The sequence below is a fragment of the Pseudomonas sp. SCPG-7 genome (assembly GCF_002156405.1).
GTDB lineage: Bacteria > Pseudomonadota > Gammaproteobacteria > Pseudomonadales > Pseudomonadaceae > Aquipseudomonas > Aquipseudomonas parakoreensis.
Genome location: NZ_MVOO01000004.1, coordinates 45,585 through 66,054 on the forward strand (window position 1 = coordinate 45,585; position 20,470 = coordinate 66,054).

Below are 20,470 nucleotides of genomic sequence, written 5' to 3' on the forward strand. Positions count from 1 at the left end.
TATAGTGCTTTCTTACCCAACAGGCGACTTGGCCGACCGGGACGGCTGCGATACCATCCGACTCCCCAACGGACTCCCGCCAGGACGACGCGATGAACCGAGTGTTGTACCCAGGTACCTTCGACCCTATTACCAAAGGGCATGGCGATCTGGTCGAACGCGCCTCGCGCCTGTTCGATCACGTGATCATTGCGGTCGCCGCCAGCCCGAAGAAAAATCCGCTGTTCCCGCTGGAACAACGGGTTGAGCTGGCTCGCGAGGTCACCAAACACCTGCCCAACGTCGAAGTGGTCGGCTTCTCGACGCTGCTGGCGCATTTCGCCAAAGAGCAGAACGCCAATGTGTTCCTGCGCGGTCTGCGTGCGGTGTCGGACTTCGAATACGAATTCCAGCTGGCCAACATGAACCGCCAGTTGGCCCCGGACGTCGAGAGCCTGTTTCTCACCCCGTCCGAGCGTTATTCGTTCATTTCTTCGACGCTGGTGCGGGAAATCGCCGCGCTGGGCGGCGATATCAGCAAGTTCGTGCACCCGGCCGTGGCCGATGCCCTGACCCTGCGCTTCAAGAAGTAACGACCGTTCAAACGGCGCCCGCGTGCACTGCGGGCGCCAATGCGGCACAATTGCGCGCATTGATTTATTGCGCCCGGGCCTGCCGCCCCGGCTGGAGTTAGCATGTCCCTGATCATCACCGACGATTGCATCAACTGCGACGTCTGCGAACCCGAGTGCCCGAACGCTGCCATTTCCCAAGGCGAAGAGATCTATGTGATCGACCCGAACCTGTGCACCCAGTGCGTCGGCCACTACGACGAACCGCAATGCCAGCAGGTCTGCCCGGTGGATTGCATTCCGCTGGACGAGGCGCATCCGGAGACTGAAGAACAGTTGATGGAAAAGTACCGCAAGATCACCGGCAAGGCCTGAGTCCTTCAGCGCCTGTTCCGACGCCATCGCGGGCGAGCCCGCTCCCACAGGGTTGTGTGGTGATACACAAATCGTGTGAACACCGAAATCCTTGTGGGAGCGGGCTTGCCCGCGATGAGGCCATCAATGACACCGCTGATCTCGGATCAGCTCACTCACGCTGCTCAAACCCCTCCCCCGTACACCCCCGACACCGCACAAAAGCAGCTTTCGCCGGATCCACCACCAGCGCCTGCCCCGCATCGCCCACCCCGCCACCCAGCGCGGTAAACGGCAATGACACCACAAACACCCCCGCACCCAGCACCGTTGCCACCACCAATAAAGGTCGGGCAATCAGCAAATCGCCGATCATGGCGTAGGCGGGAGGGTTCTGGATGGCGTAGCGCGGATCACCGCTGCCGTTTTCCGTGGCCTGAACGGCCAGGCTGGAACACAGCAGCAGTGTGACAAACAGGGCTTGCAAGGACTTCATGGCACGATCCTTCGGGCTGAACAGTGAGACCACTCACTATAGACCGTAGGACTTTTTCAGCTTTTTGCCTCAGGTCTGACAGCGCGGACAGAACACACTGGCCCGTTGCCCCAGCTTCACTTCGCGCAGGCCGGTGCCGCAAACCTTGCAGTTTTCACCGCCACGACCATACACGAACAGTTCCTGCTGGAAGTACCCCGGCTGCCCGTCACCGCCGATGAAATCGCGCAACGTAGTGCCGCCACGCTCTATGGCCGCAGCGAGGATGCGCTTGATCTCGATCGCCAGCTTCAGATACCGCGCCCGGGAGATGCTTTTGGCTTCGCGGCGCGGATCGATCCCGGCGGCGAACAGCGCTTCGGTCGCGTAAATGTTGCCGACGCCGACCACCACCGCGTTGTCCATGATGAACGGCTTGACCGCCATCGAACGCCCGCGTGACAACTGGAACAGGCGCTCGCCGTCGAACAGATCGGTCAATGGCTCCGGCCCGAGGCGAATCAGCAGTTCGTGATTGAGCGGATCGCTACTCCAGAGCATCGCACCGAACCGGCGCGGATCGGTGTAGCGCAGGGCAAGCCCTGATTCCAGCTCGATATCGACATGCTCATGCTTGGCCGCCGGCATCCCGGCCTCAACCAGCCGCAAGTTACCGGACATGCCCAAGTGGCTGATCAGCGTACCGACTTCGGCGTTGATCAACAAATACTTGGCCCGCCGCTCGACCAGCACGATGCGCTGCCCGGAAAGACGCACATCGAGGTCTTCGGGGATCGGCCAGCGCAGCCGACGATCCCGCACGATCACCCGGCTGACGCGCTGGCCTTCCAAGTGCGGAGCAATGCCCCGGCGGGTGGTTTCGACTTCCGGCAGTTCAGGCATGGCGTCCTCGAATCAATGCGCGCCGAGGTCGCGGATGGTCTGTTTGAGGGTTTCGAAATCGTAGTCCGACAGGCCCACGTAATCGAGAATCAGCGCACCGATGCTGTTCCACTCGTGGTCCTCGGTCTGATTGCCCAGCACCCGATACGACGCACAGATGTGTTCGGCCATCTTCAGGATCGCCAGCAGATTCTTCATCTGGCTGTTGCGCGAGGATTCGTCGCTGAAGATCGCCAGCGCATTGTGGTGATTGGCGATCGCCGTGCTGACATGTTCCGGCAGGCGCCACGACTTGGCGGTGTAATAGCCCACCACCGCGTGGTTGGTGTTGAACTCGCTGTTCTCGGTGTCCACCACCCGGCATTCGGCGCTGGCGTTGGCGTAAGCCTTTTCCAGTACCGACATGTAGTTGGGGAAGCGCTGCAGCATCAACGGCACGCCGCAATCGTGGAACAGGCCCAAGGCGTAGGCTTCATCGCCGGCCTGGGTGCCGATGCGCTTGGCCAGGGTCAGGCACGTCATCGCCACGTCCTGGGCGGTATCCCAGAAACGGTTGAGGGTGACGATGGTGTCGTCGTTCATCTCGCCCTTGATCGACTGCGCGTTGATCAGGTTGATGATCGAACGGCTGCCCAACAGGTTCACCGCACGCTGGATCGAGGTGATCTTGTTGCTCAGGCCGTAATACGGCGAATTGACGATTTTCAGCAGCGAACCGGACAGGCCGGGATCCTGAGAGATCAGCTTGGCGATCACCTCCAGGTCCGGGTCGGGCATGTACTGCTCCATTTGCAGATCCACCATGATCTGCGGCTGCGCCGGCACACTGATGCCTTGCAGGGATTGTTGAATCTGTTCGGTGGTCAGCTCTTGGGACATAAGTACACACTCTGGGACAGGCGGCGATTCTAACCTCTAAAAACCGCACGACGACACACCAGTGGGCAATTGTCAGGAACTTTCATTCGCGCTCAGGCTTCGGACTCTGTAAGGCCGACCGGACAATCAAGCACCGGCTCGGCGGTAATTTCCCGCAGACTCAGGAGCTTATCGATGACTACCTCCCTCACCGGCAAACGCGTTGCCATTTTGGTAACAGACGGTTTCGAACAGGTCGAGTTGACCGGCCCCAAGCAGGCACTCGAGCAGGCCGGCGCCCAGGTCGACATCCTTTCCGCCGAGGCCGGCAAGGTCAAAGGCTGGCACCACGACAAACCGGCGGATGAGTTCAAGGTCGACCAGACCTTTCAAGGTGCCAGCAGCGAGCAGTACGACGCGATCGTCCTGCCGGGCGGCGTACAGAACTCCGACACCATCCGCATCGACCAGGACGCCCAGCATCTGGTAAAAACCGGGGCCTCCGCCGGCAAACCGATTGCGGTGATCTGCCATGGCGGCTGGTTGCTGATTTCCGCCGGGTTGGTCAACGGCAAAACCATGACCAGTTTCAAGACACTCAAGGATGACCTGGTGAATGCCGGGGCCAACTGGGTCGACAAGGAAGTGGTCAAGGACGGTCATCTGATCAGCAGCCGTCAGCCGGACGATATTCCGGCGTTCAACAAGGAGTTGATCGACGCACTGTCGGCCTGACGCGCCTCTGTGGCGAGGGAGCTTGCTCCCGCTCGGCTGCGCAGCAGTCGCAAGCCCTGCCAACCGGTTCTTCCTGATGAATCGAGTGGCATGAATTGGGGCCGCTTCGCAGCCCGGCGGGAGCAAGCTCCCTCGCCACATGTCCAGCGCTGAACCTGCACACGCATCAACACGCTATACTCCCGCTCTTTTTTCCGGAGCGACGTCATGTCCCTGCCTAGCCTGCGCCTTAAAGCCAACGCCGACCGTCGCCTGCGCAACGGCCACTTGTGGGTCTACAGCAACGAAATCGATGTGGCCGCCACGCCACTGCACGGCTTCAAGGCCGGCGATCAGGCGATCCTCGAAGCCGCTGGCGGCAAGCCGCTGGGCATCGTCGCCATGAGCCCGAACAACCTGATCTGCGCGCGTCTGCTGTCGCGCGACATCAAGTTGCCGCTGGACAAGTCGCTGCTGGTGCACCGCCTGAACGTGGCCCTGTCACTGCGCGAGCGTCTGTTCGACAAGCCGTTCTACCGCCTGGTCTACGGCGACTCCGATCTGCTGCCAGGTCTGGTAGTCGACCGTTTCGGCGACATCCTCGTCGTGCAGATCGCCTCGGCGACCATGGAAGCGCATAAAGATGCTGTGATCGCTGCACTGACCCAAGTGCTCAAGCCGAGCGGCATCCTGTTCAAAAACGATTCCGCCGCCCGTGATGCCGAAGGCCTCAACCGCTACGTCGAAACCGTGTTCGGCCTGGTGCCGGAGTGGGTGGCCCTGGAAGAGAACGGTGTGAAATTCGAAGCGCCGGTCATTGGCGGCCAGAAAACCGGCTGGTTCTACGACCACCGCATGAACCGCGCCCGCCTCGCCCCTTACGCCAAAGGCAAACGCGTCCTAGACCTCTATAGCTACATCGGTGGCTGGGGCGTGCAGGCTGCGGCGTTCGGCGCCAGTGAAGTGTTCTGCGTCGATGCATCGGGCTTTGCCCTCGACGGCGTCGAGCGTAACGCCGCGCTGAACGGCTTCGCCGACAAGATGACCTGCATCGAAGGCGATGTCTTCGAAGCGCTGAAGGAACTCAAGGCCAGCGAAGAACGTTTCGACGTGATCGTTGCCGATCCGCCTGCGTTCATCAAGCGCAAGAAAGACATGAAGAACGGCGAAGGCGCCTACCGTCGCCTGAACGAGCAAGCCATGCGCCTGCTGACCAAAGACGGCATTCTGGTCAGCGCTTCGTGCTCGATGCACCTGCCGGAAGACGATCTGCAGAACATCCTGCTGACCAGCGCCCGTCACCTGGACCGCAACATCCAGTTGCTCGAACGCGGCGGTCAAGGTCCGGACCATCCGGTACACCCGGCTATCGCCGAGACTCGCTACATCAAGAGCATCACCTGCCGTCTGCTGCCGAACAGCTGATTGGCTCATGAAACGGGGAGCCTGCGGGCTTCCCGTTGCTTTACGGCGATGCAATATCGTCGAATTCCTTTCCTTTTCCTACAACTAACTTCCTACATGTACGCAGGACATTTCCCTGCGCATTGAATTTCAAGATCCAAAACTTACAAACTTGACCTTGCAGCACATCCACTCCGACAAAATTAATAGAAATTTCCTACCCAAGTATCGCTTGCCAATAATTCATTACAACCTATTATTAAGTTGTCACCACGACGGTGACATTCACTCTCAATGAACAAGGAGTTCATACTTATGAAAGCAATTATTCTGGAAACCAACAAAATCGCAAACCTGGCTTTTCTGGTTGCGCCTAAAGCCCGCTAAGTAAACCTGAACGCTGGGGAGTGCCGGCACCCCAGCGTTCTTTCGACTACGTCCAGAGTGATGAATACAACATGTACATCAATCCTTTTTTATTCATATTGCCGCGCACGCCCGGACAAATAGTCTGGAACTACAAAGACCACACTCAACATGAACTGGACCTGAATTACTCTTGTCGACTTGCACAACTAATCAATAATCCGGGACAGTTCGACAGACGCAACATAATAGACTCACAACTTCTAAACGCAGGCATATTAACCGTTGCAAAAATAGACAGTCCGCCATGGGGTTGGGACGAGCTGTCGAAGATTTATCATATTGGTACCCAGAACATTCCCTGCGAACAGACGCCCCAGAATATTCATGAGTGGTCCAGGCAATACCTGAACCATTGCAGTGCGGTGCTGACCACACCGGCACCCGCTCAAGATCGCCCGATACTTGAAGACGCACCTCGAATCGCCCTCCCCGCCTCTGCGGCCCTGACCGTCGCCAGCCTGGGTAATGTCCTGCGCTTGAGAAAAACCTGCCGCTCCTTTACTGGCGAAGCGATCACGCTCGGCGACGTCGGCACGCTGATGTATCTCACACTGGGTTTTCTTCACCATCGCGACCATGACCGCGACGAAAGCATCGCCGAAGGCCTCGGCGCCCGTCGCAGCAGTCCCTCCGGGGGTGGACTGAATGCCTGTGAAGGCTTTCTTCTGGCACGCAATATCGAGGGTCTTGAACCAGGCCTCTACGCCTATCACCCGGCAGAACACGCGCTCACCCGGGTCAACCCATTGCCCGAACCTGCGCTCGGCCATTTGCTGGCGGGCCAGCATTTCATCAATAACCTGCCTCTGGGCCTGTTCATCACCGCTCGTTTCGACAAGCTCTGGTGGAAGTATGAACACTCGCGCGCCTATCGCATGGCGTTCGTCGAGGCGGGTCATCTGTCGCAGACCTTTCAACTGGTGGCCACGGCGCTGGGCCTGGGAACGTGGCTGACCGGGGCATTCGCTGATCGGCAGGTCGAAGCCCTGCTCAAGCTCGAAGGCAGCGCTGAACAACCGTTGTTCTTTGTCGGCTGCGGTGCCAGCGACGGTCAGGCAATGTGTCAGGAAATGCGCGAGCTGTTGCTGGAGACGCGGACATGAACGTGCCATCCACGGATCTTCCCGAAGCGCCAACGTCCTGGGCGCTTCGATTCACCCTCGGCGACTGGAACAACCACGCTTCGGTACGCACCAGCCGGCACGACTACCAGTTGCCGGAAGACCTGCAGCTGCAACTGCAGACCCGCTTCTGGTTCCCGCCGGCCTTCCTGCCGTATCTGTCCCATCCGGCCATCGAAGCCGCAGGCAGCAAGGTCATGCATCGGCTGGCAGCCAGCCACCTGGTGCACTTCCTGGACTACACCACGCTGCTTGAACACCGCATCGTCAACCGCGCCGTGGAAACCATCGTCCACGGCGAGTTGCCCGCCTACATTCCTTCACGGATGAAAACCGCCGCGCTGCAGCTGTATACCGACGAGGGTTATCACGCGCTGTTCTCCCATCATCTGGCCGAACAGATCGCCGAACTGCATGGTTTTACCGGTCGCCCGCAGATGCCGCTGCGCATCACCCGCCTGACCGGTCAGATTGCCCGAACGCCGGAGAGTAAACGCCCACTGGCATGGTTTCTGCTGGGTTTCGTCTCGGAAACCATCATTGCACGGGAGCTGCTGGATGTGTGTCGGGAAACGCTGGTCAGCAGCGTGAATGACATGTTGCGCGATCACCTCGCTGACGAAGCGCGCCACAGCCGGTTTTTTTCCGAAGTCTTCCACTACCTCTGGTTGACCCTGAACAGCCGCCAGCGCGCCTTCGTTGCCAGAACCTTGCTGGAGACCCTGGCGACCTTCTTCGAGGTGGACGAGCAATGGCTGCACCAAAGCCTGCGCCGCGCCGGTATCGGCGAAGGTGCGATCAAGGAAATCCTCGACGGCCTGACCAACGAGCACGCCAGCCGCCAGCGTGCCAGATCCGGAGCCGTGGCCACGCTTGCCGCACTCGAAAGGGCCGGATTTTTCGCGCTACCCAACAACCGCAAACTTTTCGCCAAGGCAGGACTGATCGATGCATGAAGGAAGAAAGGCAGTAACAACCCGACAACGCCGTGGGGCGGTCAGTCTGCTGTTGGCCATGGTGCTGCTGGGTGTGTTTCCGCTGGATGTTCTGCTGCCTTCGTTCCCGGCGCTGGCCGAACACTTCGCCCGCACTCCAGCCGATATTGCCCTGTCGATCAGCCTGTTCGCCGTGGGCATTTCCTTTGCCCAACTGGTGATCGGGCCGTTGTCCGACGTCATCGGGCGCAAGGGACTTTTACTCGCCGGCATGGGAGTCTCGATCCTCGGCGCCATCGGTTGCGTGATGACCAGTGACTACATACTGTTCATGGCTTTTCGCATCGTGCAGGCCATCGGTTGCGGCTGTTTTGTCCTGTCGCAGGCGCTGGTACAGGACCTGTTCGATGGCAAGGAGCGCGATCGCCTGCGGATCCTGATGGTGACCGCCACCGGGATCTTCATCTCCCTGTCACCGCTGGCTGGCAGCTTCCTGCAAGCGGCCCTGGGCTGGCGCGGCAGCTTCTGGGTGTTCATCGTTTTGGCGGCAGTGGTGTTGCTCAAAGCCTGGCTGTTTCTGGAGGGTGGGCGGCCAGCCGTCAAGGCTACACCGCTCAATTTTCTCAGCGCCTATCGACGGGTGCTCAGGGATTTCGAGTTCGTCGGCTACTGGCTGATTTCGGCTTTCGCATTCGCCTGCCACTTCTCGTTCATCGTCATTTCGCCGTTGATCTTCATGGATCAATTGCAGTTGTCCGCCTACGACTTCTCGCTGATCCTGCTGATCTACGGTGCGGCCTATGTCGCTGGCGGGATCGTCGCCACTCTGCTGAGCCGGCTAATCTCGCCCGGACAGCAAATGGTGGTGGGGCTGAGCCTGATCCTGCTGGCGGGGCTGGTGATTCTGTTCATGGCCAGGCACCTTGCGCTCTCAGCGACCACAGTGCTGATTCCGATGTTGATCTGCACCGCCGGCACCACTATCACACGCCCTGCAGCCACCTCGCGGGCCATGAGCCTGTTTCCCGAGAATGCCGGCACCTCGGCTTCGGCCGGCAGTACGATCATTTTCATTTGTGGTGGCTTGATCAGCGCCTTGATCAGCCTGAGCCCAAGCAACCTGCAAGCCACCCTCGGCTACTGTTTTGTCCTGCTCAGTTGCATCGCGCTGGCGTTGAACAAGCGGATCAGCCATCGCGCCAGCGTCATCGAAAACGGCGCCGTCACGCCCTCTGGCAGCGATTGAGCCTGCCAGTCGTCATGCCATACGCACCGTCGGCACTGGAACAACGCTTTGCGCCATTCCCTCCAGACGCCAGCGGTGTAGAATCGGCTGATTCATCGCCATTCATCCCCCGGCGGGTTTATGAGCTCAGGCTGAGGCAAGCGGCGATCCCGCAAAGTCATCGGCAACATCCAGGACACACGGCCATTTCTGAGTGTTCCAGACGTCAATAGAAGCTCACTCCCTTTTGATACCTGATTAGCCGCCCGGAGTGCTCCATGCCAGATTACCGCTCGAAAACATCCACCCACGGCCGCAACATGGCCGGCGCCCGCGCACTGTGGCGCGCCACCGGGATGAAAGATGACGACTTCAAGAAGCCGATCATCGCCATTGCCAACTCCTTTACCCAGTTCGTGCCGGGCCACGTGCACCTCAAAGACCTCGGTCAACTGGTCGCCCGTGAGATCGAACGCGCCGGTGGCGTCGCGAAAGAATTCAATACCATCGCCGTGGATGATGGCATCGCCATGGGTCACGACGGCATGTTGTATTCGCTGCCGAGCCGCGAGATCATCGCCGACTCCGTCGAATACATGGTCAACGCCCACTGCGCCGACGCCATCGTCTGCATCTCCAACTGCGACAAGATCACCCCGGGCATGCTGATGGCCGCCCTGCGCCTGAACATTCCGGTGATCTTCGTGTCCGGTGGTCCGATGGAAGCCGGCAAGACCAAACTCGCTTCCCACGGCCTCGACCTCGTCGACGCCATGGTGATCGCCGCCGACTCCAGCGCTTCTGACGAGAAAGTCGCCGAGTACGAGCGCAGCGCTTGCCCGACCTGCGGTTCCTGCTCCGGCATGTTCACCGCCAACTCGATGAACTGCCTGACCGAAGCCCTCGGCCTGGCATTGCCGGGCAACGGTTCGACCCTCGCTACCCACAGTGATCGCGAGCAGCTGTTCCTGCAGGCCGGCCGCACCATCGTCGAGCTGTGCAAGCGTTACTACGGCGAGAACGACGAATCCGTGCTGCCGCGCAACATCGCCAACTTCAAGGCGTTCGAGAACGCGATGATGCTCGACATCGCCATGGGCGGTTCGACCAACACCATACTGCACCTGCTGGCGGCCGCCCAGGAAGCCGAGATCGATTTCGATCTGCGCGACATCGACCGTCTCTCGCGCAGCGTGCCGCAACTGTGCAAAGTGGCGCCGAACATCCAGAAGTACCACATGGAAGACGTGCACCGCGCTGGCGGCATCTTCAGCATCCTCGGTTCGCTGGCACGCGGCGGTCTGCTGCACACCGACCTGCCGACCGTGCACAGCCGCAGCATGGAAGAAGCCATCGCCAAGTGGGACATCACCCAGACCGACGATGAAGCCGTGCATCACTTCTTCAAGGCCGGCCCGGCGGGCATCCCGACCCAGACCGCGTTCAGCCAGTCGACTCGTTGGGAAACCCTGGATGACGACCGTGAAAACGGCTGCATCCGCAGCTTCGAACACGCCTACTCGAAAGAAGGCGGCCTGGCCGTGCTGTACGGCAACATCGCCCTCGACGGCTGCGTGGTGAAAACCGCCGGCGTCGACGAGTCGATCCACGTCTTCGAAGGCAACGCGAAAATCTTCGAAAGCCAGGACAGCGCGGTGCGCGGCATCCTTGCCGACGAAGTGAAGGAAGGCGACATCGTCATCATTCGCTACGAAGGTCCGAAAGGTGGCCCGGGCATGCAGGAAATGCTCTACCCGACGTCGTACCTGAAGTCCAAAGGCCTGGGCAAAGCCTGTGCGTTGCTCACCGACGGTCGCTTCTCCGGCGGTACTTCCGGTCTGTCGATCGGCCACGCTTCGCCAGAAGCTGCGGCCGGCGGCGCGATCGGTCTGGTTCAGGATGGCGACAAAGTGCTGATCGACATTCCGAACCGCTCGATCAACCTGTTGGTCAGCGATGAAGAACTGGCTGCGCGCCGGGTCGAGCAGGACAAGAAAGGCTGGAAACCGGTCGAACAGCGTCCACGCAAAGTGACCACCGCCCTGAAGGCCTACGCCCTGCTGGCGACCAGCGCCGACAAGGGTGCGGTGCGTAACAAGGCGATGCTCGACGGGCTGTAAATTTTAGCCGCCGAATAAAAATGCCCCGCCAAGTGCGGGGCATTTTTTTGCCTGATGCTTGCAAACCACCCCATGTAGGAGCTGCCGCAGGCTGCGATCTTTTGATCTTGCTCTTAAAAACAAGATCAAAAGATCGCAGCCTGCGGCAGCTCCTACAGGGATTTCAGGACTTACTGAATTTCTTCAGGCTTGACGATCACCCAGTTCTTGTCCGCCGTCACCGGCAACCCTTCCTTGGCCTGCGCCGCCGCGTGCTTGGCCATCATGCCGTTCAATTGAGTCATGTATTTGTCCTTGCGGTTGACCCACAAGTGAATGCCGCCCTTGGCTACATCCACATCGTGGAACAGCATGTAGCCGTCGCTGCTCGGGGTGTCGCCGCCCACCAGTACCGGTTTTTTCCACTCGTCGATATAGGTCAGGATCGCCGCATGCTTGCCGGCCATCCAGGTCGCCGGGGTCCACAGGTACGGGGTCAGTTCGAGGCCGAGGTTGGCCTTCTCGTCATACTTGCCGGCGGTGATCTGCTTGCGCGCGGTCGTCAGCTCGCCGGTTTCGCGGTTCTTCAGCAAGGTGGTCACGCCGATCACGTTCTGCGGTTTGACGTTGTAACCGTACTTCGGATCGGCCGCGACCATGCGTACCAGTTCTTCCGAGGCAGCGGTCATCACGTAGACCTCGATGCCATTCTCCATCAACTTGTTGTACAGCTCGGCCTGGCCGGTGAAGACTTTCGGCGGCTGCACATCGAGGTTCTTCACCACGTCGCCGTCGTAATAGGTCGCCGGCACCGGTTTGCCCGACGCCATCAGCTCATCGACGTAGCCTTTGAGTTCCTTGAGCGTGAAGCCGGAGAATACCTGCGCCACCCACGGGTAGCAGACCATGTCGTCGACTTCGCACAGGCGATAGTAGTAACTGAACAGGCTTTCCTTATGGTCGGCGGTGTCCTTGAACGGCATCAGCTTCAGGGAGGGATCGAGTTTGTCGCGGGTGATCAGGCCCTTGTTTTCCATGAACGGCAGCAACGACTCTTCGAGGTCATAGCGGTAACTGGTGTTGTCCATGTCGAACACCGCGTAGTTACCTTTGTTGGCGTTGGCCGCGATCATCGCGTCCAGCGCCTTGGCCTGATCCGCCGGCCAGTGCTTCAGATCGGTGGCGAATGCGTGGGCGGCCAAGCCCAATCCAAGCACCACAGCGAGCATTTTCGGTGCGAACTTCATCGACGTTTTCTCCCTGACTGAAAGACATCGACGCTAACAAATAAGTGTGACAGTCCTCGTCTGTCAGCGACCGCTTACGTCTCCTCAACGCCAGTTGCATTGCCGAGAGCGACAAGCGCTTATTCCAAAAACGACGGACGACCTGCTATTTCGGTATTAATTCATTGGAAATCAAACTGTTAGGCTTGCCGGTTCGCAGTTGCCCCAGAAGGCGACTGGCACAAGTCTTATCGGAGTCTTCATGAATCTGCCGCTGATCCTCAATCTGCTGGTGTTCCTCGCCCTGCTCTTCGGTCTGGCGCAAACTCGCCACACGACGTGGAGCCTGGCGAAAAAAGTCCTGCTCGCACTGGTGCTGGGCGTGGCGTTCGGCGTGGCCCTGCACACCGTTTACGGTGCCGGCAATCCGGTGCTGAAAGCCTCGATCGGCTGGTTCGATCTGGTCGGCAACGGTTACGTGCAGTTGCTGCAAATGATCGTGATTCCGCTGGTGTTCGCTTCGATCCTCAGCGCGGTGGCACGTCTGCACAACGCGTCGTCGCTGGGCAAGATCAGCTTCCTGACCATCGGCACGCTGCTGTTCACCACCGCGATTGCGGCGCTGATCGGTATCGGCCTGACCAACCTGTTCGGCCTCACCGCCGAAGGCCTGGTCGCCGGTACTCAGGAAATGGCCCGTCTGCAAACCATCCAGACCGACTACGCCGGCAAGGTCGCCGACCTGAATGTGCCGCAGCTGCTGCTGTCGTTCATTCCGCAGAACCCGTTCGCCGACCTGGCCCGGGCCAAGCCGACCTCGATCATCAGCGTGGTGATCTTCGCCGCTTTCCTCGGTGTCGCGGCGCTGCAACTGCTCAAGGATGACGTCGAAAAAGGCCAGAAAGTGATCAACGCCATCGACACCTTGCAAGCCTGGGTGATGCGTCTGGTGCGTCTGGTGATGAAGCTGACCCCGTACGGCGTATTGGCGCTGATGACCAAAGTGGTCGCCGGCTCCAACCTGCAAGACATCATCAAGCTCGGCAGTTTTGTCGTGGTTTCGTACCTCGGTCTGGGCCTGATGTTCGTGGTGCATGGCCTGCTGGTGTCAGCGGCCGGGATCAACCCGCTGCGGTTCTTCCGCAAGATCTGGCCGGTGCTGACGTTCGCGTTCACCAGCCGTTCCAGCGCGGCGAGCATTCCGCTGAGCATCGAAGCGCAGACCCGTCGTCTGGGCATTCCGCAGTCAGTGGCAAGTTTTGCCGCCTCGTTCGGTGCGACCATCGGCCAGAACGGTTGCGCCGGCCTGTACCCGGCGATGCTCGCGGTGATGGTGGCGCCAACGGTCGGCATCAATCCGCTGGATCCGCTGTGGATCGCGACGCTGGTAGCGATTGTGACCCTGAGCTCGGCCGGTGTGGCCGGTGTGGGTGGCGGCGCGACGTTCGCCGCACTGATCGTGCTGCCGGCGATGGGCTTGCCGGTGTCACTGGTGGCGCTGCTGATTTCGGTGGAGCCGCTGATCGACATGGGTCGTACGGCGTTGAACGTGAGTGGTTCGATCACGGCCGGTGCGATTACCAGCCAGGTGATGCAGCAGACGGATAAAGCGCTGCTGGATGCCGATGAGCATGCGGAGCTTGCTCAGGCCTGACAGCAACACACACTTGTGGTGAGGGAGCTTGCTCTCGCTGGGTTGCGAAGCGACCCCAACATCTTGGGCCTGCTGCGCAGGCCAGCGGGAGCAAGCTCCCTCGCCACAGGTTAATTAAGCTTTTTCCCAGACTTCGAAGTTGTACGCGGGCTTGCCGCCCTCAGCCGGATTCGGCACGTTCGACACCAGCGTCCACTGGTTCAGGTCAAACTCCGGAAACCACGCATCCCCTTCCGGGCTCAGCGCCACACGGGTCAGATACAGACGATCGGCCTGCGCCAGCCCTTGCGCATACAACTGCGCGCCGCCAATCAGCATCAACTCATCGACGCCCTGCGCTTTCGCCCATTCCTCGGCGCGCACCACTGCAGCTTCCAGCGACGGATACACTTCCGCCCCCTCCAGCAGCAGATCCGGCTGACGGCTGACCACGATGTTCAAGCGGCCCGGCAGCGGACGACCGAGCGAATCCCAGGTCTTGCGGCCCATGATGATCGGCTTGCCGAGGGTCGTGGCCTTGAAGTATTTGAAGTCCCCCGGCAGGTGCCAGGGCATGCTGTTGTCGACGCCGATCACGCGGTTTTCACCGAGGGCTGCGATCAGGCTGAGGGGGAGTGATTTAGTCATGCCGGCGAGGATACCAGAGCCTCGCTTGACCCGATAAGCGCCACAGCGGTTATGCTCACGGCTCAATCGAGCAACGGAATGGCGCGTGACTGAACTGACTCCCCTGCAAAACCTCTGGCTGACTGAAACCATCCGCCTGCGTGAAGAACACGCAGGTCTCCTGGAGGATCTGGAAGCCAATCGACTGGCCCGCGCGGCCGGCGGCGATCTGCCGAGCCGTATTCAGCGCCGGGCGGCGTGGCTGGCCGAGCGCGACGGGCTGAGCACGGCACTCAAGCACTGGCTGCAGGGCGCGCGTCTGGCGCTGGTACTGCTGGTGATTTTCGCGCTGCTGAGCGGCGCCGGACTGGCCTTCGCCGCACTGAGCCAGTCACCGGTGAATGTGTTCTGGGCCTTGGGCAGCCTGCTCGGGCTGAACCTGATTCTGCTGCTGAGCTGGGCGCTGGGGCTGATCTTTGCCGGTGAACACGGCGCCACCCTCGGGCGCTTGTGGCTGTGGCTCAGCGAAAAACTCGCCCGCGATGCCAAAGCCGCGCAACTCGCGCCGGCCCTGCTGCTGATGTTGCAGCGCAAAAAACTCAATCGCTGGGCGCTCGGCACATTGGTCAATGGCCTGTGGTTACTGGCGATGCTCAGTGCACTGCTGTTGCTGCTGACGCTGATGGCGACCCGGCGCTATGGCTTCGTCTGGGAAACCACGATCCTCAGCGCGGATACGTTCATCAACCTGACCCAAGCCCTTGGCGCGCTGCCGGCGCTGCTCGGTTTCAACGTACCCAGCGTGGAAATGATCCGTGCCAGTGGCGACGCGGCGCTGGGTATCGAAAGCGCGCGACAGGCCTGGGCGACCTGGCTGGTCGGTGTGCTGGTGGTCTACGGCGTGCTGCCGCGTCTGCTGCTGACGCTGGTGTGTTTCTGGCGCTGGAATCGCGGCAAAGCCGCGCTGGCGCTGGACCTCAACCTGCCCGGCTACGCCCAGCTGCGCGAACGGCTGATGCCGACCAGCGAACGTCTCGGCATTAACGACGCGGCGCCTGAGCAGTTGCATCGCGTCGAAAGCAGCGTCAGCGAACACGCCAGCGAGGGTGCCCTGCTGGTCGCCATCGAACTCGACGATCAACGCTCCTGGCCGCCAGCGCTGCCGAAAACCGTGAGCAACGCCGGGATCCTCGACAGCCGCGAATCGCGGCACAAACTGCTCGAACAGCTCAGCCGTTTCCCTCCGGCGCGTCTGTTGATCGCCTGCGATCCACGACGCTCGCCGGATCGCGGCAGCCTCGCGCTGATTGCCGAACTGGCGCGCAACGCCAGCGCCACCCGCGTCTGGCTGCTGCAAGCACCACCCGGCGAAGCGCTGGACAGTGCCCGTCTCGGCGACTGGCACGTCGCGTTGCAACAACTGGAGCTGCCGTTCGCCGATTGCGCACCGATGAACTGGCTGGAGACAGGTCATGACTGATGCCCGGAAAGCGCCGCTGAAACTCGCGGTGGTCGGCCACACCAACGTCGGCAAGACCTCGCTGCTGCGCACCTTGACCCGTGACGTCGGTTTCGGCGAAGTCTCGCACCGGCCCAGCACCACTCGGCATGTCGAGGGCGCGCGGTTGTCGGTGGACGGCGAGCCCTTGCTCGATCTCTACGACACGCCGGGGCTGGAAGACGCCATTGCCCTGCTGGATTTCCTCGAGCGTCTGGAGCGCCCCGGCGAACGCCTCGACGGCCCGGCGCGACTGGCGCGGTTTCTCGACGGCAGTGAGGCGCGCCAGCGTTTCGAACAGGAGGCGAAAGTGCTGCGGCAACTGCTCGCCTCCGACGCCGGTCTGTATGTGATCGACGCCCGTGAGCCGGTGCTGGCCAAGTATCGCGACGAACTCGAAGTGCTGGCCAGCTGCGGTAAACCGCTGCTGCCGGTGCTGAATTTCGTCAGCAGCGCCAACCATCGCGAACCGGACTGGCGCGAAGCGTTGGCGCGGCTCGGCCTGCATGCGCTGGTGCGGTTCGACAGCGTTGCGCCGCCGGAAGATGGCGAGCGGCGCCTGTACGAAAGCCTCGCGCTGCTGCTGGAAAACGCCCGGCCGCAACTGGAACGCTTGATCGCCGATCAACAGGCCCAGCGCTTAGCGCGCCAGCAAAGTGCGGCGCGCTTGATCGCTGAGCTGCTGATCGATTGTGCGGCGTGCCGGCGCAGCGTGGTCAGCGAGGCCGAGCAAGAACAGCAAGCCATCAGCGAACTGCGCAAAGCCGTGCGTCAGCGTGAACAGAAGTGCGTCGAGGCGCTGCTCAAGCTCTACGCGTTTCGCCCGCAGGACGCGGCGGCCAGTGATCTGCCGCTGCTGGATGGGCGTTGGGGCGATGACCTGTTCAATCCGGAAACCCTCAAGCAACTCGGCGTGCGCGTCGGCGGCGGGATTGCGGCAGGCGCCGCAGCCGGGGCTGGCGTGGATTTGCTGGTCGGCGGAATCACCCTCGGCGCTGCGGCGTTGGCCGGTGCGATTGCCGGCGGCGCGCTACAGACTGCGCGCAGTTATGGCAGTCGCCTGCTGGGCAAGATCAAGGGCCAGCGCGAATTGACCGTGGATGACGGGGTGCTGCGGCTGTTGGCGTTGCGTCAGCGGCAGTTGCTGTCAGCGCTGGATCAACGCGGACATGCGGCGATGGACGCGGTTCAGGTCGCCACCCCGCAGGACAAGACCTGGCGCGAGGGCAAGCTACCGGAGGCGCTGAACAAGGCGCGGGCGCATCCGCAGTGGTCTTCGCTCAATCCGCATGCGAAGTTGAATCAGGCGGAGCGGCAGGAGCAGATTGAGGCGTTGGTTGATCGGGTGCTTGAGCTTTAGATCGCTACCCCCTCACCCCAGCCCTCTCCCCCAAGGGGTAGAGGGGGAAGGGAGCAGATCTTCTGGCTTTTCAAAACCTGAGTTCGACTGGATATTTCAGATCGATGTAGGGCCCAAGAACAACACGGTCGGCTCCCTCCCTCCGGGAGAGGGCTGGGGTGAGGGTTGCAATCACTCAGCCGACAACAAAACCTCAGCCTTGCGCTTCAGCACACCCAAATCCATCACCGGCACCGCCCTCTCCTTGGCCAGCTCGTCCCACTGGCGCATGCGCAAACTCACGGCACACAACGGATCACGCTCAAACGCATCCGCCTCAGCCTCGCTCATCACCCCGCCCTGATACTCCAGGGTCCGGCGACTCGCTTCACTCAGGCGCTCGAAATACCCAGGCTCACGCAAGGTCAGATAGCGCTTGGCCTGCACGTGATATTCCACCAGCCGGGCCATACGCTCACTAAAACCCGCCTCACGCAAGTAGTCCGCACCCAATCGCTCATGGCTGACCACGCCATAGCCGCCCATGTTCTCGGCGCCCTCGGCACACAAATGACCGATGTCATGGAAGAACGCCGCCAGCACCACTTCATCATCAAACCCTTCAGCCATCGCCAACTGCGCGGCCTGAGACATGTGCTCGATCTGCGACACCGGCTCGCCGATGTAGTCGCTGTTACCGAAGCGTTCGTACAAGTTGAATACCCGGGCGACAATTTGTGGGTGATCCATCAGATTTCCTCCAGCAACCGCGCGACATTGCGTTCGGCCAGTGCCGGACCGACGCTCATGCCGACGCCGGTGTGCATCAACGCCACACTCAGCCCCGGTGCCGGACGCAGCAACGAAAACGGTCCCGGCCCCCGGGCACCGTAGACGCCCTGCCAGCGCTCGAGCACTTGCACCTTGCAGCCCAGCGTCTGTTCGGCCAGATCGAGCATCCAGTTGTCCACTTGCTCGGCATTGAACGGCGACGGATCGCTGCCGTAATGGTGCGAGTCGCCGATGATCAGCTCGCCATACGGCGTCGGGCTGATCAGCAGGTGTATACCGTTGTCATGCAGATGTGGTTGTTCGCGCAGGATCTGCGCCTGCACCGCCGCCGCTTGCGGCAGATCGGCGAAGGCGCCGTAGTGCACGCAGCTCAGACCGGTGAGCAAGGCGTGTTGCAGGTTCAGCTCAATCTGCGGTTTGGCGCGAAGCATTTGCAGGCGGCAGATCTGCGGATCGAGCGCGGCGATCGGCTCGGCCAACAGGGTCTGATAATCGTGGCCGGAGCAGACGATGATTTGCTTTGCCGTGAAGCTGCCGGCGGTGCTGTGCAGGCGCCCCGGTTGGACGTCGCGCACCAGCGTACTGAAATGAAACTCGACGCCGAGGTCGCGGCGCAGGTAGTCAATCAGCGCGGGGATTGCTTCGCGCGAGTACAGCTGTTGATCGTCCAGGCCGTGCAATGCAGCACGGTGGTGACTGAACTGGCCGTGGTACAGATCACGCAGTGCGGCGCCACGCAGCAAGGCCACGTTGTAACCGTGCTCCACGGCGCGACCGTTGCAGAAAGCTTCGAGCACGTGTTCTTCGGCTTCGCTGCGGGCGAACAGGTACGAGCCGTTGCGCTTGATGTGCAGACCGGCGAGTTGCGCCCAGTCGCCCCAGATCTCGCGGCTGGCCTTGGCCAGTTCGAGCATCTGGCCCGGCGGCTGGCCGGTGACCAGCGCCTGACCGAAGTTGCGCACCGAGGCGCCGAGGGGCGTGGCGGTGCGTTCGAAAACGCTGACCTTGAGCCCGCGCTTGGCCGCGGCATAGGCGTGGGACAGGCCGAGGATGCCGGCGCCGACGATGAGCAGGTCTTGGTGCTGAGTCATAAAAGCAATCCCGCTTGTGTGGCGAGGGAGCTTGCTCCCGCTCGGCTGCGCAGCAGTCGTAAATTCAGCAGACGCGGAGTGCCTGACACTACTCGTTTGCAGGATTTGGGACCGCTTCGCGCTCCAGCGGGAGCAAGCTCCCTCGCCACAGGCTGTGTGAGTCAGTTACTTGGCGACGACTTTCTCGGACTTGCCGTCATAGCGCTTGCGCCACTCGGTGAGGATCTCGTCGCGATTCTTCGAGGCCCAGGCGAAGTCGTTCTTGATCAGGCGCTGCTCGTAGTCGGCCGGCAGTTCGGTCTGCGGCTTGGCGATGCCCGGCTGCGCAAGAACCGCGAAGTTCTCCTTGTACAGATCCATCGCCTCGGCGCTGGCGGAGAAGTCCGCGAGTTTTTTCGCCGCGTCTTCATGCGGCGTGCCTTTGATCACCGCAGTCGCTTCGATCTCCCAGCCCAGGCCTTCCTTCGGCAGGATGATGTCCAGCGGCGCGCCCTGGCGCTTCAACTGTACGGCTGGATACTCAAAGGAAATGCCGATCGGAAATTCGCCCGCAGCAGCCAGTTTGCAAGGCTTGGAACCGGAATGAACGTACTGGCCGATGTTCTGGTGCAGACCGTCCATGTAGGCCCAGCCCTGCTTCTCGCCGAAGGTTTGCAGCCAGGCGCTGACGTCGAGGAAACCGGTGCCGGACGACGCCGGGTTAGGCATGACGATCTTGCCCTTGTACTCAGGCTTGGTCAGATCCTGCCAGCTCACCGGTTTACTCAGTCCCTGCTTCTCGGCTTCGACGGTGTTGAAGCAGATGGTCGCGGCCCACACGTCCATCCCGACCCAGGCTGGCGGGTTAGCGGCGTCGCGGTAGTTCGCGCCGATCTTGCCCAGATCCTTCGGTGCGTAGCTTTGCAGCATGCCCTGCTGATCGAGGATCGCCAGGCTCGAAGCGGCCAGGCCCCACACCGCGTCAGCCTGTGGACGGGCCTTTTCGGCCAGCAGTTTGGCAGTGATGATCCCGGTGGAATCACGCACCCACTTGATTTCGACGTCCGGGTTGGCCTTTTCGAATGCGGCTTTGTAAGCGGTCAGTTGCTCGGCTTCGAGGGCGGTGTACACCGTCAACTCGGTTTTTGCCGCGAAGGCATTCAGGCTGAAAGTAGCGAGCACAGCAGCGGCCAGGGCCATAGGCTTGAACATGATCG

The 20,470-nt window shown here is 61.2% G+C and carries 19 protein-coding genes; 11 read left to right on the forward strand and 8 right to left on the reverse strand.

Annotated elements, in window-relative coordinates; genetic code table 11:
• Positions 1 to 92: 92 nt before the first annotated feature.
• On the forward strand, positions 93 to 572 hold the full coding sequence (gene coaD / locus B1722_RS09570) for a pantetheine-phosphate adenylyltransferase (protein ID WP_003229157.1): 480 nt from the start codon (positions 93 to 95) through the stop codon (positions 570 to 572).
• Positions 573 to 674: 102 nt separating this feature from the next.
• Positions 675 to 926 carry a YfhL family 4Fe-4S dicluster ferredoxin gene (locus B1722_RS09575; RefSeq protein WP_003195146.1) on the forward strand — a complete coding sequence of 84 codons (252 nt, stop codon included), beginning with the start codon at positions 675 to 677 and terminating at the stop codon, positions 924 to 926.
• Between the two features lie 151 nt (positions 927 to 1,077).
• Here B1722_RS09575 and B1722_RS09580 read toward each other — a convergent pair whose 3' ends face one another.
• The 3 genes from B1722_RS09580 to B1722_RS09590 form a co-directional block, all read right to left on the reverse strand.
• Positions 1,078 to 1,401, reverse strand: coding sequence for a multidrug transporter (locus B1722_RS09580; protein WP_086792284.1), 324 nt, complete (start codon positions 1,399 to 1,401; stop codon positions 1,078 to 1,080).
• A gap of 69 nt (positions 1,402 to 1,470) precedes the next feature.
• Positions 1,471 to 2,283, reverse strand: coding sequence for a bifunctional DNA-formamidopyrimidine glycosylase/DNA-(apurinic or apyrimidinic site) lyase (gene mutM / locus B1722_RS09585; protein ID WP_041063613.1), 813 nt, complete (start codon positions 2,281 to 2,283; stop codon positions 1,471 to 1,473).
• 12 nt (positions 2,284 to 2,295) lie between these two features.
• Positions 2,296 to 3,108 (reverse strand): HDOD domain-containing protein, encoded by an 813-nt coding sequence (locus tag B1722_RS09590; protein ID WP_174377003.1) that lies wholly within the window; start codon positions 3,106 to 3,108, stop codon positions 2,296 to 2,298.
• 228 nt (positions 3,109 to 3,336) lie between these two features.
• Here B1722_RS09590 and B1722_RS09595 point away from each other — a divergent pair, with 228 nt between their 5' ends.
• The 6 genes from B1722_RS09595 (at position 3,337) to ilvD (ending at position 11,089) form a co-directional block, all read left to right on the forward strand.
• A complete protein-coding gene (locus B1722_RS09595) occupies positions 3,337 to 3,876 on the forward strand; it encodes a type 1 glutamine amidotransferase domain-containing protein (protein WP_086792286.1) in 540 nt (179 codons plus the stop codon).
• A gap of 207 nt (positions 3,877 to 4,083) precedes the next feature.
• The gene (locus B1722_RS09600; protein WP_041063621.1) at positions 4,084 to 5,280 is read left to right on the forward strand and encodes a class I SAM-dependent rRNA methyltransferase; all 1,197 of its coding nucleotides are present in this window, start codon (positions 4,084 to 4,086) and stop codon (positions 5,278 to 5,280) included.
• Between the two features lie 437 nt (positions 5,281 to 5,717).
• On the forward strand, positions 5,718 to 6,791 hold the full coding sequence (locus B1722_RS09605) for a SagB family peptide dehydrogenase (protein WP_086792288.1): 1,074 nt from the start codon (positions 5,718 to 5,720) through the stop codon (positions 6,789 to 6,791).
• Positions 6,788 to 7,765, forward strand: coding sequence for a diiron oxygenase (locus tag B1722_RS09610; RefSeq protein WP_041063628.1), 978 nt, complete (start codon positions 6,788 to 6,790; stop codon positions 7,763 to 7,765). Before B1722_RS09605 ends, B1722_RS09610 begins: the two co-directional genes overlap by 4 nt.
• Complete coding sequence (locus B1722_RS09615) at positions 7,758 to 8,990, forward strand: multidrug effflux MFS transporter (RefSeq protein ID WP_086792290.1); 1,233 nt, start codon at positions 7,758 to 7,760, stop codon at positions 8,988 to 8,990. The genes B1722_RS09610 and B1722_RS09615 overlap by 8 nt, the downstream gene beginning before the upstream one ends.
• Positions 8,991 to 9,247: 257 nt before the next feature.
• Positions 9,248 to 11,089 carry a dihydroxy-acid dehydratase gene (ilvD, locus tag B1722_RS09620; protein ID WP_086792292.1) on the forward strand — a complete coding sequence of 614 codons (1,842 nt, stop codon included), beginning with the start codon at positions 9,248 to 9,250 and terminating at the stop codon, positions 11,087 to 11,089.
• A 170-nt stretch (positions 11,090 to 11,259) separates the two neighbouring features.
• On the opposite strand, the gene B1722_RS09625 is transcribed toward ilvD, so the two are convergent.
• Positions 11,260 to 12,315 carry a hypothetical protein gene (locus tag B1722_RS09625; protein WP_041063639.1) on the reverse strand — a complete coding sequence of 352 codons (1,056 nt, stop codon included), beginning with the start codon at positions 12,313 to 12,315 and terminating at the stop codon, positions 11,260 to 11,262.
• Between the two features lie 241 nt (positions 12,316 to 12,556).
• Between B1722_RS09625 and B1722_RS09630 the strand changes: the two genes are divergently transcribed.
• Positions 12,557 to 13,948 carry an L-cystine transporter gene (locus tag B1722_RS09630; RefSeq protein ID WP_041063642.1) on the forward strand — a complete coding sequence of 464 codons (1,392 nt, stop codon included), beginning with the start codon at positions 12,557 to 12,559 and terminating at the stop codon, positions 13,946 to 13,948.
• A gap of 114 nt (positions 13,949 to 14,062) precedes the next feature.
• Here B1722_RS09630 and B1722_RS09635 read toward each other — a convergent pair whose 3' ends face one another.
• Positions 14,063 to 14,575: a dihydrofolate reductase gene (locus B1722_RS09635; protein WP_041063645.1), complete on the reverse strand. Its 513-nt coding sequence runs from the start codon at positions 14,573 to 14,575 to the stop codon at positions 14,063 to 14,065.
• An 85-nt stretch (positions 14,576 to 14,660) separates the two neighbouring features.
• On the opposite strand from B1722_RS09635, the gene B1722_RS09640 reads away from it, so the two are divergent.
• Entirely contained in the window at positions 14,661 to 16,034 is a 1,374-nt protein-coding gene (locus B1722_RS09640; RefSeq protein ID WP_041063648.1) for a DUF2868 domain-containing protein, read from the forward strand.
• Positions 16,027 to 17,412, forward strand: a complete 1,386-nt coding sequence (locus B1722_RS09645; RefSeq protein ID WP_086792294.1) for a GTPase/DUF3482 domain-containing protein — start codon at positions 16,027 to 16,029, stop codon at positions 17,410 to 17,412. The genes B1722_RS09640 and B1722_RS09645 overlap by 8 nt, the downstream gene beginning before the upstream one ends.
• 171 nt (positions 17,413 to 17,583) lie before the next feature.
• Here the strand turns inward: B1722_RS09645 and B1722_RS09650 are convergent, their stop codons facing one another.
• The 3 genes from B1722_RS09650 to B1722_RS09660 form a co-directional block, all read right to left on the reverse strand.
• Positions 17,584 to 18,141, reverse strand: coding sequence for a phosphonate degradation HD-domain oxygenase (locus tag B1722_RS09650; RefSeq protein WP_041063655.1), 558 nt, complete (start codon positions 18,139 to 18,141; stop codon positions 17,584 to 17,586).
• Positions 18,141 to 19,274: a TIGR03364 family FAD-dependent oxidoreductase gene (locus B1722_RS09655; RefSeq protein WP_086792312.1), complete on the reverse strand. Its 1,134-nt coding sequence runs from the start codon at positions 19,272 to 19,274 to the stop codon at positions 18,141 to 18,143. The genes B1722_RS09650 and B1722_RS09655 overlap by 1 nt, the downstream gene beginning before the upstream one ends.
• 165 nt (positions 19,275 to 19,439) lie before the next feature.
• Positions 19,440 to 20,465 (reverse strand): putative 2-aminoethylphosphonate ABC transporter substrate-binding protein, encoded by a 1,026-nt coding sequence (locus B1722_RS09660; RefSeq protein WP_003229178.1) that lies wholly within the window; start codon positions 20,463 to 20,465, stop codon positions 19,440 to 19,442.
• Positions 20,466 to 20,470 lie beyond the last annotated feature (5 nt).

Coding starts and splice junctions, on each gene's coding strand:
- coaD (WP_003229157.1), top strand. CDS start 93: ATGAACCGAGTGTTGTACCCAGGTACCTTCGACCCTATTACCAAAGGG.
- B1722_RS09575 (WP_003195146.1), top strand. CDS start 675: ATGTCCCTGATCATCACCGACGATTGCATCAACTGCGACGTCTGCGAA.
- B1722_RS09580 (WP_086792284.1), bottom strand. CDS start 1,401: ATGAAGTCCTTGCAAGCCCTGTTTGTCACACTGCTGCTGTGTTCCAGC.
- mutM (WP_041063613.1), bottom strand. CDS start 2,283: ATGCCTGAACTGCCGGAAGTCGAAACCACCCGCCGGGGCATTGCTCCG.
- B1722_RS09595 (WP_086792286.1), top strand. CDS start 3,337: ATGACTACCTCCCTCACCGGCAAACGCGTTGCCATTTTGGTAACAGAC.
- B1722_RS09600 (WP_041063621.1), top strand. CDS start 4,084: ATGTCCCTGCCTAGCCTGCGCCTTAAAGCCAACGCCGACCGTCGCCTG.
- B1722_RS09605 (WP_086792288.1), top strand. CDS start 5,718: ATGTACATCAATCCTTTTTTATTCATATTGCCGCGCACGCCCGGACAA.
- B1722_RS09610 (WP_041063628.1), top strand. CDS start 6,788: ATGAACGTGCCATCCACGGATCTTCCCGAAGCGCCAACGTCCTGGGCG.
- B1722_RS09615 (WP_086792290.1), top strand. CDS start 7,758: ATGCATGAAGGAAGAAAGGCAGTAACAACCCGACAACGCCGTGGGGCG.
- ilvD (WP_086792292.1), top strand. CDS start 9,248: ATGCCAGATTACCGCTCGAAAACATCCACCCACGGCCGCAACATGGCC.
- B1722_RS09625 (WP_041063639.1), bottom strand. CDS start 12,315: ATGAAGTTCGCACCGAAAATGCTCGCTGTGGTGCTTGGATTGGGCTTG.
- B1722_RS09630 (WP_041063642.1), top strand. CDS start 12,557: ATGAATCTGCCGCTGATCCTCAATCTGCTGGTGTTCCTCGCCCTGCTC.
- B1722_RS09635 (WP_041063645.1), bottom strand. CDS start 14,575: ATGACTAAATCACTCCCCCTCAGCCTGATCGCAGCCCTCGGTGAAAAC.
- B1722_RS09645 (WP_086792294.1), top strand. CDS start 16,027: ATGACTGATGCCCGGAAAGCGCCGCTGAAACTCGCGGTGGTCGGCCAC.
- B1722_RS09650 (WP_041063655.1), bottom strand. CDS start 18,141: ATGGATCACCCACAAATTGTCGCCCGGGTATTCAACTTGTACGAACGC.
- B1722_RS09655 (WP_086792312.1), bottom strand. CDS start 19,274: ATGACTCAGCACCAAGACCTGCTCATCGTCGGCGCCGGCATCCTCGGC.
- B1722_RS09660 (WP_003229178.1), bottom strand. CDS start 20,465: ATGTTCAAGCCTATGGCCCTGGCCGCTGCTGTGCTCGCTACTTTCAGC.